Genomic DNA, 16,608 nt, shown 5'->3' on the forward strand with positions numbered 1-16,608 from the left:
TTGCCGCGTCGTCATGCCCTCGTCCGTCGTAGGCTTGAGCTCATGTCCGCGCTTCGGTCGCACATCGCCGCCTCGGCCGCTCAGAGCGAGCTGGCCACCGCGCTCGCCGACCTGCGCGAGTCGCTCGAGTTGCCCGCGGAGTTCTCGGTCGAGGTGCTCGCCGAGGCCGAGGCCGCGACATCCGCTTCGCCGCCGCCCGAACGCGACCGGCGCGACCTCGAGTTCCTCACCATCGACCCGGCCGGCTCGATGGACCTCGATCAGGCCCTGCACCTCGTGCGACGCCGGGGCGGCTACGCCGTGCATTATGCGATCGCGGATGTCCCGGGGTTCGTCGACCCCGAGGGCGCCGTCGATCTCGAGGCGCGCGAGCGGGGGCAGACACTGTACGCCGCCGACGGGCGTGTGCCGTTGCATCCGCCCGTGCTCAGCGAAGACCGCGTGTCGCTGCTGCCCGGCGTCGATCGAAGCGCGTACGTGTGGACGCTCGACCTCGATGAGGCGGGCGCGGTCGTCGACACTCGGCTCGAGCGAGCCATGGTGCGCTCGCACGAGCGGCTGAGCTATGTCGAGGCGCAGGAGCGCATCGACGGCGGCGGCGCCGATGGCTCCCTGGCGCTCCTGAAGCAGATCGGGCTGCTGCGCATCGAGCAGGAGCGGGCGCGCGGCGGGGCGAGCCTGAACTCGCCCGAGGCCGAGATCGTGCGCTCCGACGGCGGGTACGCGCTCGAGTGGCGCAGCCTGCTGCCCGTCGAGGACTGGAATGCCCAGCTGTCACTCATGACCGGCATGGCCGCCGCGCAGCTCATGCTGGAGGCCCGCGTCGGCATCTTGCGCACGATGCCGGCGCCCGATGCACAGCGCATCACCGCATTCCGCACGCAGACCGAGGCGCTCGGGCGTGCGTGGCCCGAGTCGGTCTCGTACGGCGAGTATCTGCGGGGTCTCGATCGCTCCGACCCGGCCTGCCTCGCCATCATGCGCGCCGCTGGAGGCCTCTTCCGCGGCGCGGGCTACGAGGCGTTCGACGGAACCGTGCCGCGCGACCCCGTGCAGTCAGCGATCGCGGCGCCGTATGCTCACGTCACCGCGCCGCTGCGGCGGCTCGTCGACCGGTGGGGTCTCGTCGTGTGCGAGGCATTGAGCAACAGCCGCGAGGTGCCCGCGTGGGCCCGGCAGTCGCTCGCGGCGCTGCCGTCGCTCATGGGTTCGTCGTCGCAGCGGGCGAGCCAGCTCGAATCGGCATCGGTTGCCAGGGTCGAAGCGGCTGTGCTCGCCGACCGCGTCGGCGAACGCTTCGACGCCACGGTGCTCGAGCTGCGCGACGATCGCGCGGTCGTGCAGCTCGCCGACCCCGCTGTCACAGCCACCTGCCCGGCGAACGATCGAACCCGGCCCGGCGAGCGCGTCGGCGTGGTGCTCGAGAGCGCCGACATCGCCTCGGGTGCCGTGGAGTTCGCGCTCGCGGGCTGAGTCCGCGCTTCAGACGTCGCCGTCGACGTCTTCCTCGTCGCGGAGTGCGAACTCCTCGAGGTCGTGCTCTGCCGCCGAAGCGGCGTCGGTGTCGGCGTCGGCGTCGGTGTCGGCGTCGGCGTCGGTTGCCTCGACGCCCTCGTCGACACCCTCATGCAGCGTGCCCATGCCGTCGGGATACCCGGCGGTGTCGGGGTACTCGAACTCGAATCCGTCTCCACTCATCGCGATCCCCTCTCGCGCAGGGATGCCGGTGAGGCATCCGGTGCCGCCCACCCTACTCGCGGGGGGCGGCGGCGACTACGGGGTCAGGGCGTGACGACCGTGGGCGCGCCGACCGGGGCGTCGATGCCCATCTCGTCGGCGATGCGGTTGGCCTCGGCGATGAGGGTCTCGACGATCTCGGACTCGGGAACGGTCTTGATGACCTCGCCCTTGACGAAGATCTGGCCCTTGCCGTTGCCCGATGCGACGCCGAGGTCGGCCTCGCGCGCCTCGCCAGGGCCGTTGACGACGCAGCCCATGACGGCCACGCGCAGCGGAACCGTCATGCCCTCGAGCCCGTCGGTGACGTCGTTGGCGAGCTTGTAGACATCGACCTGCGCGCGGCCGCACGAGGGGCACGAGACGATCTCGAGCTTGCGTTCGCGCAGGTTCAGCGACTGCAGGATCTGCAGGCCCACCTTGATCTCTTCGACGGGTGGGGCGCTGAGCGAGACGCGGATTGTGTCGCCGATGCCCTCGCTGAGCAGGATGCCGAACGCCGTCGCGCTCTTGATCGTGCCCTGGAACGCCGGGCCCGCCTCGGTGACGCCGAGGTGCAGGGGCCAGTCGCCGCGCTCGGCGAGCAGGCGATAGGCCTTCACCATGACGATGGGGTCGTTGTGCTTGACCGAGATCTTGAAGTCGTGGAAGTCGTGCTCCTCGAACAGGCTCGCCTCCCAGACGGCCGACTCGACGAGCGCCTCGGGGGTGGCCTTGCCGTGCTTCTCGAGCAGTCGCGGGTCGAGCGAGCCCGCGTTCACGCCGATGCGCAGGCTCACCCCGGCGGCCGACGCTGCCTTGGCGATCTCGCCGACGCGGTCGTCGAACTTGCGGATGTTGCCCGGGTTCACGCGCACCGCCGCGCACCCGGCGTCGATCGCGGCGAACACGTAGTTCGGCTGGAAGTGGATGTCGGCGATCACCGGGATCTGGCTCTTCTTGGCGATGATCGGCAGCGCCTCGGCGTCGTCACGGCTCGGCACGGCGACGCGCACGATGTCGCAGCCCGATGCGGTGAGCTCGGCGATCTGCTGCAGCGTGGCGTTGATGTTCGTGGTGGGGGTCGTGGTCATCGACTGCACGCTCACCTGGGCGTCGCCGCCGACGAGCACCTTGCCCACCTTGATCTGGCGGGACTTGCGTCGCGGGGCCAGTACCTCAGGGACTTTGGGCATTCCGAGATTCACAGCAGGCACGTGTCGAGTCTACTTCCGGAACGCGAGACGCAGCCCAGCGCGGGGCGGATGCCTCAGGCGCAGCGATTGCCTCAGGCGCAGCCGTCTTCGTGGATCGGAAGCGGGGCCCGGACGCGCGCGATGCTCGACTCGTCCTCATTCGCGACGAAGTCCACGCCGAACCGCTTCTCGTGCACCGTGCCGTCGGGCCACGTCTCCTCACGCGTGATGTAGTCGAGGTACGGCCCCGAGCAGCCGCTGGGGTTGACCTGCAGGCCCGGCATCGCCACGAGTTCCGCCCACGATGCGCCGGCGACGACGCCCTGTTCGGTCGTGAGCGCGACGCCGGCGGAATCCGGGCCGGTGAGGACCACACCGAAGCTCGGCTGATACAGGGTGCGCTCCTGCTCGGCGAATTCCGCCCAGCGGTCGACGTACCGTCGTTCCCAGAGCTCGAACGCACCCCATCGGTGCGCCGTGGAGGGCGAGAAGTGGCTGGAACCCGGATGCTCCTCTGCCGACGGCCCGGCACCGAACACTACCGTGAGTGAGTCGATCGCCTGGTCGACGTCATCCAGGTAGCCGAACTCGGCGACGACCATGTCGGAAGCGTCGCGCAGTTCCAGCGATTCAGGTCGCGCGACGATCGCGGTGACCGTTGTCAACGGATCCACGGGAATCGCGGACGGCGTCGGCGTGCTCGACGGCTCGGCCGTCGCGGTCGGCGCCGAACCGGCCTGCGCCGCGCCCGCCGCGCAACCGGTCAGCAGAACGGCCGCGAGCAACGCCAGCGTGCTGCCCGCCTTCTGAAGGGAGATGCGAACCATGACCATGCCCTTCCGGGCATCGACGGCCCTCGTGGCCCATTCTGCTCACGGAATGACTCGTGAACGCGGATCGCGTCATAACGATCCGATAGCGACTCGCGCCGCCTGACCGCGCACGGCACGAACCGGCTCGGTTCAGCCGATCAGCTCGAGCAGCGCCGCGCGGACCTCGTCGGGGCGCTCGAGGTGCGGAGAATGCCCGCAGTTCTCGAGTTCGAGCTCGGTCACGTCGCCGCCCGCCGCCTCGTAACGCGCGAGCACCGCGCGCGTCTGCTGGATCATAAGTTGCGGCGGCGCGACGTCGTCGCCGGGCCACCCCGGGATGATGCCGGCCTTGCCGAGCTGGTTGAGGTCGAAGAACGACGCATCGCTGACGATGGCGTCCTGCACACCGTGGATCCAGAGGATCGCCGGCTTCTGCTCGACGTCGACGATCGCCGTCGTGTTGAACACCGTCGGCGCGAGCGTATTGAGAATGCCGCGACCGCCGGGCGCGAACCCCGGCCAGTTCTCGGACGGCGTGGAGTCACCCGAGTAGTTGTCGACGCCGGTCTTCGTCGTGAGCATCGACTCGACCCAGATGTCTTCGTGCTCGGCCGAGAATCCCGGCGCGACGTAGGTCGCACGGAACACCGCGCGCGGCGAACCGGGCTCGTCGCCGCGGTCGCCGCGCGCGATGCGCGCCACGAAATCGGGGTTCGCTCCGCCACCGCCCGTGCCCGCGGCATCCGATGTCAGCAGCGAGCCGTCGGCCGCGGTGCCGCCGAACCCGAAGGGCGATACCGGCGCCTGCAGGGTGAGGCTCGCGACGAGGTCGGGCCGGTCGAGCAGCAATTGCATCGCGACACCGCCGCCGAGGCTCCAGCCGACGACGTGCACCGCGCCGAGGCCGAGCGTGTCGATGACGGATGCCACGTCGTCGGAGAAGTCGCGCACACCACGGGTGGCATCGACCGGCAGCGTCTCACTGTCGCCGAACCCGCGCAGGTCGATGGCGAGCGCCCGCACGTCGTCGGGCAACGAGAGCATGATCGGCTGCCAGAACAGCGACGACGAGACGTTGCCGTGCACGAAGACCACGGTCTTCGACGCGCCATGCGACGCTCGCTCGAGCACGTTCGCGGTGAGCCGAGGCGTCTCGACCCGACAGGTGGTGATGCCCGGGAAGATCGTGTCGACCATGGATTGCCTTTCGTAAGGTTGGTCTCGATACGGCCCTGGCGGGCCTACTCGACCGACGGGGGGTCGGGCCTACTCGACCGACGGCAGTCTCGATACGGCCCTGGCGGGCCTACTCGACCGCCGAGGTGTCGAGGGGCGGCTCGGTGGCGGCGACGACCTCGTCGACGGTGACACCGGGTGCGAGTTCGACGAGCTTGAGTCCGTCGGGCGTGATGTCGATGACGGCGAGGTCGGTGATGATGCGGTCGACGACGCGCTTGCCCGTCAGCGGCAACGAGCACTCGTTCACGATCTTGGCCGAGCCGTCTTTGGCGACGTGCTCCATGAGCACGATCTTGCGGCGGGCGCCGTGCACGAGGTCCATGGCGCCGCCTGGCCCCTTCACCATCTTGCCGGGGATCATCCAGTTGGCGAGGTCGCCGTCCGCGGAGACCTGCATGGCGCCGAGGATGGCGGCGTCGATCTTGCCGCCGCGGATCATGCCGAAGCTCGTCGCCGAGTCGAAGTACGCCGCGCCGGGCAGCACGGTGACCGTCTCTTTGCCGGCGTTGATGAGGTCGGGGTCGACGGCGTCTTCGGTCGGGTACGGGCCGACGCCGAGGATGCCGTTCTCGGACTGCAGCAGGATCGTGACGTCGTCGGCCACGTAGTTCGGTACGAGGGTCGGCAGCCCGATGCCGAGGTTCACGTAGGAACCGTTGGAAAGCTCTTTCGCGGCGCGGGCCGCCATCTCGAGGCGTGTGAGTGCCATTGCTCAGGCTCCTTCGGGCATCTCGCGGGATGCCGCTCGTTCGACGGACACGGTGCGACGTTCGATGCGCTTCTCGACGTCGGGGCCCACGACGACGATGCGGTCGACGTAGATGCCGGGCAGGTGCACGGCGTCGGGGTCGATCTCGCCGGCCTCGACGACCTCTTCGACCTGGGCGATGCAGACCCGGCCGGCCATCGCCGCGAGCGGCGAGAAGTTGCGCGCCGACTTGTCGAACACGAGGTTGCCGAACCGGTCGGCCTTGAGTGCGTGCACGAGCGCGAAGTCGGTCGTGATGGCCTCTTCGAGCACGAACTCGCGCGGCTCGCCGTCGACCTCGAACGACTGCACCTGCTTCGGTGAGCTCGCCACGGCGATCGTGCCGTCGGCGTGGTACCGCCGTGGCAGCCCGCCCTCGGCGACCTGGGTGCCGACGCCGGTCTGGGTGAAGAACCCCGCGATACCGCTGCCGCCGGCGCGGAGTTTCTCGGCGAGCGTGCCCTGGGGCGTGAGCTCGAGTTCGAGCTCACCCGAGAGGTACTGGCGCTCGAACTCCTTGTTCTCGCCCACGTACGACGAGGTCATCTTGGCGATGCGCTGCTTCGCGAGCAGTACGCCGAGCCCCCAGTCGTCGACGCCGCAGTTGTTCGAGACCACCGAGAGTTCGTCGACGCCCGAATCGAGCAGGGCCTGGATCAGCACCATCGGGATACCGCAGAGCCCGAACCCGCCGACGGCGAGACTTGCTCCTGATGGGATGTCGGCGACCGCCTCTTGAGCGGACCCGACCACCTTGTCGAGTGTCACAATGCACCTTCCTGTGTTTGCGCGGCCCGGATGCGGTCGCGGATGACGGGCATCACACTATCGACTCCGAGGGCCGACATGACGATCGTGTAGTGGTTGACGTCGGCGACGTCGTGGACGACGAGCTGCGGCATCCGCTCTGCCCACGAAGCCGCGAGCGCACCTGAATACAGCGGTGCCGCGTCGAGTAGGCCGCGCGGCGCGCGGAAGAAGTCCACGGGCCCGGGCGTCGCGAGCAGCGCCTCGGTGTAGCCGGCCGACCCGTCGAGCTCGACGGCGTTGACGGCAACCGCCGCCGCGCTCGCCGAACTGCGAAGCGCCGGCTCGACGCCGTCGAGGTCGTACTGCACGTACGCCTCGATCGCTGAGTTCCAGTACGGTCCGAGGGCGGGATGCCGCTGCCAGAACTCCACGTAGTCGGCACGGCTGGGGAACGTCATCGACAGCCGTTCGAGCGCCGGCCCGAGCAGCACCTTCGGAAGGTCATCGGTGGCGATGCCCTCGGGGCTCGGCACCGGCAGGCCGCCGTCGATGAGTGCGAGGCCGGCGACCCTGTCGGGGTGGCGTTCGGCGAAGCGCACCGAGACGAACGCGCCCATCGAGTGCCCGAGCACGTAGACGCGCTCGACGTCGAGCGCGTCGAGCGTCGCGGCGAGGTCGTCCGCGTGCTGCACGAGCCCGTACGGCGCGGGCAGGCCGTTGCTGCGGCCCCGTCCGCGAAGGTCGGGCGCGATCACGCGCCGGCCCGGCAAGGCGTCGGCGACGAGGTCCCAATTGCGGTGGCTCGCCGTGATGCCGTGCACCGCGAGCACCGCGAGGCCCGGGACATCCGCCCGCCGCTGCCCGCCCGCCAGGACGCCGCCGGCAACGGGCGCGGCGAAGCTGGTCTCGGTCATCGTGCGCTCCATCCGCCGTCCATGACATAGCTCGCCCCAGTCGCCATTCCCGCGTCGGGCGAGGCGAGCCAGACCGCCAGGCTCGCCACCTCGGCGGGCTCGACGAGGCGCTTGATCGCCGACTCGGTGAGCATGATCTTCGGCAGCACCTCGTCTTCGGGGATGCCGTGCAGGAGGGCCTGGTCGGCGATCTGCTTCTCGACGAGCGGCGTGCGCACGTAGCCGGGATTGATGCAGTTCGAGGTGACGCCGTGCGGGCCGCCCTCGAGTGCGGTGACCTTCGACAGCCCCTCGAGGCCGTGCTTGGCGGCGACGTACGCCGACTTGAACGGCGAGGCGCGCAGTCCGTGCACGCTCGAGACGTTGATGATGCGACCGAATCCGCGCTCGTACATGCCGGGCAGCGCCGCGCGGATGAGCAGGAACGGCGACTCGAGCATGAGCTTCAGGATGAACGCGAACCGCTCTGGTTCGAACTGCTCGATGGGGCGCACGTGCTGGATGCCGGCGTTGTTGACGAGGATGTCGGCGTCGAGGGTGAGGTCGGCGAGCGCCGCAGTGTCGCCGAGGTCGACCTGCCAGGCCTCGCCGCCGACCTCTCGCGCGACCCGTTCGGCGGCCTCGCCGTTCAGGTCGGCGATCACGACATGGGCGCCGGCCGCGGCGAAGGCGCGGGCGCACGCCTCGCCGATGCCGCTCGCGCCACCGGTCACGACCGCCCGCCGCCCGCTCAGATCGGTCACGATTCCTCCTTCTGGGGCGCGTCGGCGCGCCGCGTCCGCGCGGTCTCGGGGCGCCCGAGGGCTCCCTCGATGAACCGCATCATCTCGTCGAGCACGTGCTGGGGCACCTCGCGGGTGCCGCTCGCCGTGGGGTCTGCGCCGGCCCCGGGCGCCGCGTCGGGGTCACCCCAGAGCACCCAGCGCATGCCGATCATCTCGCCGATGCCCATCAGCGCCCACGCCGCCACCGTTGGGTCGATATCGCTGATCTCGCCGTCGTCGAACGCGTCGCGCAGTCCCTCGATGTAGCCCTCGACGATGCGCGTGTAGTGCAGCCGAAGCGCATCGGGCGACACCTGCTCGGCCTCGCGCACGACGCGATAGAGGCCCGGGTGCTCGGCCGTGAAGCGGAAGAACGCGGCGAAGCCCGCGCGCTCGGCCTCGAGCCGGCTGGAGGCGCCGCGCGCGCCCTCGCTCATCGCCTGGCGCACGCGGTGGTTGAGGTCTTCGACGAGCTCGTTGAAGATGGCGAGCTTCGAGTCGAAGTAGAGATAATACGTGCCCTGCCCGACCCCGGCGACGTCGGTGATGCGAGAGACGGATGCCTCGTGGTAGCCGGCCGCCGCGAACACGTGCTCGGCGGCCTCGAGCAGCTTGCGCCGGGTCTTCTCGCCGCGTGCGGTGCGGGGTGCGGCGCTCATCGTTGGTCCTCCTGGCCCGTGGGTTGAGGAGGTCGCGCAGCGACCGACTCGAAACCCGGTCGCCCGGTGATCTGCTCGACGAGCACCCGCCGCAGCACCTTGCCCGCGGTCGACCGCGGCAGCGCGTCGACGAAGTGCACCCCGCGGGGCACCTTGTACCGGGCGAGCGAGCCCGCGGCGAACTCGATCAGCTCGGCGGCGTCGGTGACGCGCCCGCGGTTGACGACGACCCACGCGACGCCCGCTTCGCCCCAGCGGTCGTCGGGCACACCCGCGACGGCGACATCGGCGACGGCCGGATGGCTCATGAGCACGGCCTCGACCTCGGCCGGCGCCACCCCTTCGCCGCCCGAGATGTAGATGTCCTTGATGCGGTCGACGACGGTGAAGTAGCCGTCGGCGTCGCGCCGCACGAGGTCACCGGTGCGCAGCCAGCCGTCGACGAGGGAGGCTTGGGTCGCTGCCGGGTCGCGGAAGTAGCCCGCGAACACCGACGGCCCGTGCACGAGCAGCTCGCCCTCGGCCTCCCCATCGAGGTGTTCGCCGGTGACGGGGTCGGCGACGGCGACGTCGACGTGCGGGTACGGCTTTCCGGCCGAGCCGGCGCGGCCGAGCGCGTCGTCGTCGGGCAGGCAGAGCACGTTGGGCGACGCCTCGGTGAGCCCGTAGCCCTGGGTGAGCGCGATGCCCCGCGCATGCCACGTGCGAAGCAGTGCCGGCGGCATCGGCGCGCCGCCGACGATCGTGTGCACGAGGCTCGACAGGTCGGTGCGTGCGAAGTCGGGATGCTGGGCGAGGAACAGGTAGTTCGCGGGCACGCCCATCATCGTCGTGATGCGGCGCTCTTGGATGAGGTGCAGCACGCGGGCGGGGTCGAACGTGCGCTCGAGCACCACCGTCGCGCCCGTCCACCACGCGAGCAGCGGCTGGATGTTCCAGCCGCCGACGTGGTACTGCGGAAGGACGGCGAGCACGGAGTCGCCGGGGCCGATCTCGGCGATCCGCGAGAACGACAGGTTCGTCCAGAAGCAGTTCGCGTGGGTGAGCACCGCGCCCTTCGGCTTCGCGGTGGTACCCGAGGTGAAGATCATGAGCAGGGCGTCGTCGTCGGCGACGTCGCGGTCGTCGACGGATGCCCCGTGCCGCACGTCGCCCGCGGGCGCAGGCACCTCGGCCTCGACGCCGTGTGCGCCCAGCGGGGCGTTCGGGATTCGGCGGGCGAGCCGCGACAGCGTCGCCTTCGCGAGCGACTCGAACTCGGTCTCGACGAGCAGCAGGGCGGGCTCGGCGATCTCGAGCTGCTCGGCGAGTTCGCGCGGAGCGAGACGCCACGACAGCGGCACGAGCACGAGGCCGGCCTTCGCGCAGGCGAAGAACAGCACGACGTGGTCGGCGCTGTTGCCCGTCATCGTGGCCACGCGGTCGCCGATCGCGTACCCGGCACCACGCAGCGCACCGGCCAGGCGTTCGGCGCGCTCGTCGAGCTCGCGGTAGGTGATGACCACGCCACGGTCGTCGATCGCGATGCGCTCGGGCGTCGCACGGGCACGATCGCGCGTCCAGCGCCCGAGCGTGTGCAGACCGTCAGGCATCTGCGGCCTCCTCAGATTCGGCCGGATGCCGCTTCCGGCCCGATCGGATGCGTTGCGGAATCCCCGCGATCCCCCCGGGCAGGAACAGCACCACGAGGATGAAGAGCGTTCCCAGAATGAACAGCGGCTCGGACAGCGGAACGCGGAGCACGGCGGGCAGCCCGGCAATGAAGTCGGAACCCGCGAGCGCCGTGAGCCGCTGGTCGAGCAGTGTGTAGACGATACCGCCCACGATCGCGCCCCAGCGATACCCCACCCCGCCGAGCACTACGATCACGAGGATCGTGAGGGTGAAGTCGGCCGTCGCCACCCGGGGCGAGGCACCCGACTGCAGCAGCAGGTAGCCCATTCCGGCGATCGCTGCGAGCGTCGAGGCCACGATGAAGATCAGGAACTTCACCTGGTACGGACGGATGCCGATGACGCGCACGCGCAGCTCGTTCTCGCGGGTCGCCTCTGCCACATGGCCCGCGCGGCTGCGCTCGACCCAGAGCACCACCAGGTACACGAACACCAGGACGCCGAGCGCGAGCCAGTAGAGGTTGCGCGTGTTGAGCACGCCGACGAGCGCATCGGGCACGTTGGTGATGTCGAGCGAGAGTCCCTCGTCGCCGCCGGTCGCGCCGCCGGGGTTGCGGCGGATCAGCACCGAGCCGGCCTGCGCGAACGCGAGCGTCACCATCGCGAACGAGATGCCGGTCACGCGCAGCGCGAGCGAGCCGACCGTCGCCGCGAGCACGACGCCGAACACGAGCGTGACGAGAATCGAGCCGAGGAAGATGAGCTCGCTCGGCCACTCGACCGGTGCGAAGTACTCGAGCGCCATGCCGAGCCCGTAGGCGCCGGCCGCGAAGAACAGCGCGTGCCCGAACGAGAGCAGCCCGGCGAGGCCGAACATCATGCGGTAGCTGAGGGCGAGTGCCGCGATGAGCATGGCGTAGGCGAGCAGTTGCAGCGTGCCCGGCGTGTACGTCGGTCCGGGCAGCACTCCGGGGATGTCGATCGCGAGCAGCGGCAGGATCGCGAGACCGACCACGAGCGCGATGCCGCCGATGAGCAGCACGAGCGGTCGTCGGGCGGATGCCGCGGGGCCGGTCTTGCGCGTCGGTGCCGACCCCGTGCTCGACGAGCCGGTGCTCGAAGCGGATGCGGCAGCCGTCGCCTGCTGTTCGGTGCCCTGAGTCTCTTGCCGGGTCATGCGACCTTCCCCATCAGTCCGCGCGGGCGGATGAGCAGCACCGCGGCGAGGGCGATGACGACGACGAAGTCGCCGGCGCCCCAGTAGTAGTTGGCGAACTGTTGCAGCACCGCCACGAGCACCGAGGCGATCGCGGCACCCGTGAGCGAGCCGAGCCCGCCGATCACGGTGACGATGAACGCGAAGATGAGCAGCACCGAGCCGAGGTGCGCAGAGACGTAGCCGTAGTAGACCGAGGCGAGCACGCCGCCGAGCCCGGCTGCGGCGCCGCCGATGGCGAACACGATCGTGAACGAACGGCGCACGTCGATGCCGAGCGCGGTCACCATCGACCGGTTCTCGACGCCCGCGCGGATGATGAGCCCGTAGCGTGTGCGCTGCAGGAACAGCACGATGCCGACGAGCACGAGTGCCGCGCACGCGATGAGCAGGAACCGGTCGTTCGGAATCTTCGCGCCGAGGATCTCGGTGGTCTGCGAGAGCCACTCGGGCTTGGCCGTATAGATCGGGTCGGTGCCCCAGATTCCCTCGAAGAGGGCGACCGTGGCGAGCCCGAGGCCGACCGTGATGAGCGCCTGCTCGATGTGCCGCTCGTAGAGGCGCCGGATGAGGAAGTACTCGGTGGCCGCCGCGACGACCGCGCCGACGATCATGCCGACCAGAGCCGAGATGAGCAGGCCCCACCAGGTGCCGTCGGACACCCGGCGGCCGACCTCCCAGCCGATGAAGGCCGCGATGGTCAGGAACGAGCCGTGGGCGAAGTTCAGCACGCCCATGAGTCCGTAGATGAGCGACAGGCCACTCGCGACCAGGAAGTAGAGGGCGCCGAGCCCGAGGCCCGTGATGACGAGGAGGAGCACGGTGCTCATCGGGGTTCCTCCGTGGATTCGGCGATGGATGCCATGGGGGCGGCGGGGTGGGCGGCGGCGGGCGCGTCGTCGTTGGGTGCGGCAGCGGGTGCGTCGTCGGCGGCGTCGTGCACGCCGAGGTACCGCTGGATGCGAGCATCGTCGTCGAGCAGGTCTGAGGCGGAGCCGGTGAAGACCACGCGACCGCCCGAGAGCACGACGACGCGATCGGCGAGCTTGCGGATCACGTGCAGGTTCTGCTCGACGAGCAGGATCGGCACGGTCGCGGCGGCCTCGGCGAGCGCGACCGCGACCTCGTCGACGATCTTCGGCGCGAGACCCTTCGTGGGCTCGTCGACGAGCAGCAGCCGATTCTCGTTCACGAGGGCCCGGGCGAGCGAGACCATCTGCTGCTGGCCGCCCGAGAGGGTGCCGGCGCGCTGGGCGCGGCGGGCGTGGATGTCGGGGAACAGCCGCTCGATGAGCTCGCGGCGCGGACGTTGGTCGCGCTCGGCGAGCCGCAGGTTCTCGGCGACGCTCAGCGAGCCGAAGATCTCACGGTCTTCGGGCACGTATCCGACGCCGTGCTGCACGATGCGGTGCGTCGGCAGCCGGTCGATGCGCGCTCCGCCGAGGCGTACGCTGCCGGAGCGGTCGATGAGACCGAGGATGGACTTGATCGTCGACGTCTTGCCGACGCCGTTGCGGCCGAGCAGCGCGGTGACGCCCGAGGCGGGGACTTCGAACGAGACGTCTTCGACGACCTGCTGCCCGGCGATGCGGCCGTTCAGGCCCTCGATGACGAGGATTGGCTCGCTCACACCGACTCCCCGAGGTACGCGGACTGCACGGTGGGATTCGCCATGACGGCCTCCGGGGTGTCGACGGCGAGCAGTTCGCCGTGGTGCATGACCGCGACGCGGTCGACGAGGCCGAGCACGACCTCCATGTGGTGCTCGACCATGAGCACCGTGCGGCCGCCCCGGTGCAGGCCGCGGATGACCTCGGTGATCGCGGGCACGTCGCCCGAGCCGACGCCCGCCATCGGCTCGTCGAGCAGGATGACCTTGGGATCCATGGCGATGAGCATGGCGATCTCGAGCTTGCGCTTCTGGCCGTGGGCGAGCCCCGATGCGACGGTGTCGGCGCGATCGGCGAGGCCGACCTCGGCGAGCGCCGCCGACGCGGTCGCGGTCGCCGCATCCGAGCGGCGCGGAGTGTGGAAGACGGATGTCGCGTGACCGGCATGCGCCTGGGCGGTGAGCCGCACGTTCTCGAGCACGGTGAGCGCCGGGAACAGGCTCGACGTCTGGAACGTGCGGCCGAGGCCGGCGGCGGCCCGGCGGTGGATCGGCTCGGCGGTGACATCGCGCCCATCGAGGTGGACCGTGCCCTCGGTGGGACGGATGACGCCCGAGATGACGTTGAAGAGGGTGGTCTTGCCTGCGCCGTTGGGGCCGATCACCCCGAGCATCTCGCCCGCCGGCACCTGCAGCGACACGTCCTGCAGGATGCGCGCGCCGCCGATACGGAGGCCGATGTGCTCGAGGGTGAGCACCGCGTGGTCGGTCATGGTCGCCTTACCTGGTCGTCGCGTCGGGGATGGTCCGGCGGCCGCGTTCGGGTGCGACCGCCGGACTGTTGAGCGGGCTGCTCAGCCGGCGACCGGCGGCGCGACCGTCTCGGCGTCGATGGTGTCGATGAGCTCGGGCACCCAGTCGGCGCCGTCCTGCACGAGCTTCGCCTGATACATCGGCTGGATCATCGCGTGGTCGTCGGCGCGAACAGTGATCTCACCCTTGACGGAATCGAATGTGTACCCTTCGAGCGCACCGATCATGCCGTCGACGGTGTCGCCGCCCTCGCGCACGGCCTGCACGATCATCTGCGCGGCGACGAACCCGTCGGGCGAGAAGAGGTCGGGAACGGCGCCCTCGGCCTCGAGGTACTCGGTCATCGCAGCCTCTGCGTCGGTACCCGCCGCTCCGCCGAAGTAGTGGTTGAGGAATGAGATGTCGGCGGAGGCGTCGCCGTACGCCCCGTACGTCGCGACATCGCCGAGGCCGGTCACGACCGGAACGGCGTCGAACACGCCCTGCTGCGAGAGCGCCGTCCACATCGCGCCCGACGAGGCGCCGGCCCAGGCCACGAACACGAGGTCGGGCGAGGCGGCGAGCAGTTGCTGCGCGAACGGGGTGAACTCGGTGGCGTCTTCGGCGACGAGCACGCCCTCGACGGTGGCGCCCTGGCCGCCGAGCACGGCCTGCACGCCGGCGAGGTTGCCCTGGCCGAACGCGGTGTCTTGGGCGAAGACGACGACCTTCTTGCCCGCCGGGTCGCCGATGAAGGTACCCGCGGTCGCGACGTCCTGGAAGGTCTGGCGGCCCGACCGGAAGGTGTACTCGTTGACTCCCGTGATCGCGTCGGTCGCGGCCGGGCCCGAGATATAGAGGATCTTGTTCTGCGCGGCCTGTTCGGCCAGCGCGACGGCGATGCCCGAGACCACCGTGCCCGCGATGATCTGCGTGCCCTGGCCGATGACGTCCTTGGCGAGCGAGACGGCAGTGTCGGGGTTGCCCTGGTCGTCGAGCCACTCGATGTCGAGTTCGCGGCCGTCTACCGTGCCGGTGCCGTCGGTGGCGTAGTCGAGGCCCGCCTCGAAGCCCTTGGTGTACGCCTCGCCGTAGGCCGCGAGCGGACCTGTCTGGCTCGTGATCATCGAGACCGACACGGGCGCGCCGGCGTCGCTCGAGTCGGCGTCGCCCGAGGCGGTCGGAGCGCACCCGACCAGTGCAATGGTCGCGGCGGCGATGACGGCCGTCGCGAGGTACTTCTTCGTAACCCGCATTGGATTGCCTCTCAACTGTGAATGGCTGGATGATTGATGCAGAACCTGACAGGTGGTTCAGGTGTCATGAACGTACCATAGAGTTGAAAGCGAGCAGCTCGCAACCCGAACGAAGGAGTTCCGAAGACATGAGCATCCCCGACGTCGTCATCATCGCGGGGGCACGTACCCCGTTCGCCCGCATCAACGGCAACCTCGCGAACCAGACGGCGGTTCAGCTCGGCACCGTCGCGATCCGCGGCGCACTCGAGAAGGCCGGGGTCTCACCCGACGATGTCGACGCGGTCATCATGGGCCAGGTGCTGCAGGCCGGCGCCGGCCAGAACCCTGCCAAGCAATCGGCCGTGGCAGCGGGCATCCCGTGGCGCGTGCCCGCGACGACCCTCAACAAGGTGTGCCTCTCGGGCCTTGTCGCCATCACCGACGCCGCACGCCTCATCCGCCTCGGCGAGGCATCCGTCGTCGTCGCCGGCGGCCAGGAGTCGATGACCAACGCTCCCCACCTGCTGCCCGGTTCGCGCGCCGGCCACGTCTACGGCTCGGTCGAGCTGCTCGACCACGCCGCCGCCGACGGGCTCACCGACGCGTTCGACCGCGACTCGATGGGCGCGTCGACCGAGCGCTTCAACGCCCGCTACGGCATCGAGCGCCCTGAACAAGACGAGATCGCGTCGGCCTCGCACGTGCGCGCCGGCGCCGCCCAGGCCGCGGGCGTCTTCGCCGACGAGATCGTGCCCGTCGAGATCCCGCAGCGCAAGGGCGACCCGGTCGTCGTCGACGCCGACCAGGGCGTGCGCCCCGACTCCACCGTCGAGGTGCTCGCGAAGCTGCGCCCGGCATTCAGCGCCGATGGCTCCATCACCGCCGGCAACTCGTCACCGCTCTCCGATGGCGCCGCCGCCGTGGTGGTCGCGAGCCGCGAGTGGGCCGAGTCGAAGGGGCTGCCCTGGCTCGCCCTCGTCGGCGCCGCCGGCCAGGTCGCCGGTCCCGACAACTCGCTGCACTCCCAGCCGTCGAACGCCATCGCCGCGGCCCTCGAGAAGGGCGGTGTCGCGGCATCCGACCTCGATGTCGTCGAGATCAACGAGGCGTTCGCTGCCGTCTCGCTGCAGTCCACCCGCGATCTCGACCTCTCGAGCGACATCGTCAACATGCACGGCGGCGCCATCGCGGTCGGCCACCCGATCGGAGCCTCGGGCGCGCGCCTCGCACTGCACGCGGCGCTCGAGCTCTCGCGTCGCGGCGGCGGCAACGCCGCGGTCGCCCTCTGCGGCGGCGGCGGCCAGGGCGAGGCGCTGCTGCTCTCGCGCTGATCACCGCCCTC

At 70.2% G+C, this 16,608-nt stretch carries 17 protein-coding genes; 2 read left to right on the forward strand and 15 right to left on the reverse strand.

Going from position 1 to position 16,608, the window contains the following annotated elements:
- Positions 1-42: 42 nt before the first annotated feature.
- Entirely contained in the window at positions 43-1,473 is a 1,431-nt protein-coding gene (locus ABD164_RS04165) for an RNB domain-containing ribonuclease (protein ID WP_344293746.1), read from the forward strand.
- A gap of 9 nt (positions 1,474-1,482) precedes the next feature.
- On the opposite strand, the gene ABD164_RS04170 is transcribed toward ABD164_RS04165, so the two are convergent.
- The 15 genes from ABD164_RS04170 to ABD164_RS04240 all read right to left on the reverse strand — a co-directional run bounded on the left by ABD164_RS04170 (position 1,483) and on the right by ABD164_RS04240 (position 15,284).
- Entirely contained in the window at positions 1,483-1,698 is a 216-nt protein-coding gene (locus tag ABD164_RS04170; RefSeq protein WP_344293750.1) for a hypothetical protein, read from the reverse strand.
- An 83-nt stretch (positions 1,699-1,781) separates the two neighbouring features.
- Complete coding sequence (gene ispG / locus ABD164_RS04175) at positions 1,782-2,912, reverse strand: flavodoxin-dependent (E)-4-hydroxy-3-methylbut-2-enyl-diphosphate synthase (protein WP_344294098.1); 1,131 nt, start codon at positions 2,910-2,912, stop codon at positions 1,782-1,784.
- A gap of 92 nt (positions 2,913-3,004) precedes the next feature.
- Entirely contained in the window at positions 3,005-3,739 is a 735-nt protein-coding gene (locus ABD164_RS04180; RefSeq protein ID WP_344293752.1) for a hypothetical protein, read from the reverse strand.
- A gap of 135 nt (positions 3,740-3,874) precedes the next feature.
- Positions 3,875-4,921 carry an alpha/beta hydrolase gene (locus tag ABD164_RS04185; RefSeq protein ID WP_344293754.1) on the reverse strand — a complete coding sequence of 349 codons (1,047 nt, stop codon included), beginning with the start codon at positions 4,919-4,921 and terminating at the stop codon, positions 3,875-3,877.
- A 109-nt stretch (positions 4,922-5,030) separates the two neighbouring features.
- On the reverse strand, positions 5,031-5,672 hold the full coding sequence (locus tag ABD164_RS04190) for a CoA transferase subunit B (RefSeq protein ID WP_344293756.1): 642 nt from the start codon (positions 5,670-5,672) through the stop codon (positions 5,031-5,033).
- A gap of 3 nt (positions 5,673-5,675) precedes the next feature.
- Positions 5,676-6,479 (reverse strand): CoA transferase subunit A, encoded by an 804-nt coding sequence (locus tag ABD164_RS04195; RefSeq protein ID WP_344293758.1) that lies wholly within the window; start codon positions 6,477-6,479, stop codon positions 5,676-5,678.
- Positions 6,476-7,375 (reverse strand): alpha/beta fold hydrolase, encoded by a 900-nt coding sequence (locus ABD164_RS04200; protein ID WP_344293760.1) that lies wholly within the window; start codon positions 7,373-7,375, stop codon positions 6,476-6,478. The genes ABD164_RS04195 and ABD164_RS04200 overlap by 4 nt, the downstream gene beginning before the upstream one ends.
- The gene (locus ABD164_RS04205) at positions 7,372-8,118 is read right to left on the reverse strand and encodes a 3-hydroxybutyrate dehydrogenase (RefSeq protein WP_344293762.1); all 747 of its coding nucleotides are present in this window, start codon (positions 8,116-8,118) and stop codon (positions 7,372-7,374) included. The genes ABD164_RS04200 and ABD164_RS04205 overlap by 4 nt, the downstream gene beginning before the upstream one ends.
- Positions 8,115-8,798 carry a TetR/AcrR family transcriptional regulator gene (locus tag ABD164_RS04210; protein WP_344293764.1) on the reverse strand — a complete coding sequence of 228 codons (684 nt, stop codon included), beginning with the start codon at positions 8,796-8,798 and terminating at the stop codon, positions 8,115-8,117. Before ABD164_RS04210 ends, ABD164_RS04205 begins: the two co-directional genes overlap by 4 nt.
- Positions 8,795-10,390, reverse strand: coding sequence for a class I adenylate-forming enzyme family protein (locus ABD164_RS04215; protein WP_344293766.1), 1,596 nt, complete (start codon positions 10,388-10,390; stop codon positions 8,795-8,797). Before ABD164_RS04215 ends, ABD164_RS04210 begins: the two co-directional genes overlap by 4 nt.
- Positions 10,383-11,588, reverse strand: coding sequence for a branched-chain amino acid ABC transporter permease (locus ABD164_RS04220; protein ID WP_344293769.1), 1,206 nt, complete (start codon positions 11,586-11,588; stop codon positions 10,383-10,385). Before ABD164_RS04220 ends, ABD164_RS04215 begins: the two co-directional genes overlap by 8 nt.
- Positions 11,585-12,457, reverse strand: a complete 873-nt coding sequence (locus ABD164_RS04225; RefSeq protein WP_344293771.1) for a branched-chain amino acid ABC transporter permease — start codon at positions 12,455-12,457, stop codon at positions 11,585-11,587. The genes ABD164_RS04220 and ABD164_RS04225 overlap by 4 nt, the downstream gene beginning before the upstream one ends.
- Positions 12,454-13,257: an ABC transporter ATP-binding protein gene (locus ABD164_RS04230; RefSeq protein WP_344293773.1), complete on the reverse strand. Its 804-nt coding sequence runs from the start codon at positions 13,255-13,257 to the stop codon at positions 12,454-12,456. Before ABD164_RS04230 ends, ABD164_RS04225 begins: the two co-directional genes overlap by 4 nt.
- Positions 13,254-14,009: an ABC transporter ATP-binding protein gene (locus ABD164_RS04235; RefSeq protein WP_344293775.1), complete on the reverse strand. Its 756-nt coding sequence runs from the start codon at positions 14,007-14,009 to the stop codon at positions 13,254-13,256. The genes ABD164_RS04230 and ABD164_RS04235 overlap by 4 nt, the downstream gene beginning before the upstream one ends.
- Before the next feature lie 81 nt (positions 14,010-14,090).
- Entirely contained in the window at positions 14,091-15,284 is a 1,194-nt protein-coding gene (locus ABD164_RS04240; protein WP_344293777.1) for a substrate-binding domain-containing protein, read from the reverse strand.
- A 128-nt stretch (positions 15,285-15,412) separates the two neighbouring features.
- On the opposite strand from ABD164_RS04240, the gene ABD164_RS04245 reads away from it, so the two are divergent.
- Entirely contained in the window at positions 15,413-16,597 is a 1,185-nt protein-coding gene (locus ABD164_RS04245; protein WP_344293779.1) for an acetyl-CoA C-acetyltransferase, read from the forward strand.
- Positions 16,598-16,608: the final 11 nt, after the last annotated feature.

This window comes from Agromyces neolithicus (genome assembly GCF_039529735.1).
GTDB classification, from domain to species: Bacteria; Actinomycetota; Actinomycetes; order Actinomycetales; family Microbacteriaceae; genus Agromyces; species Agromyces neolithicus.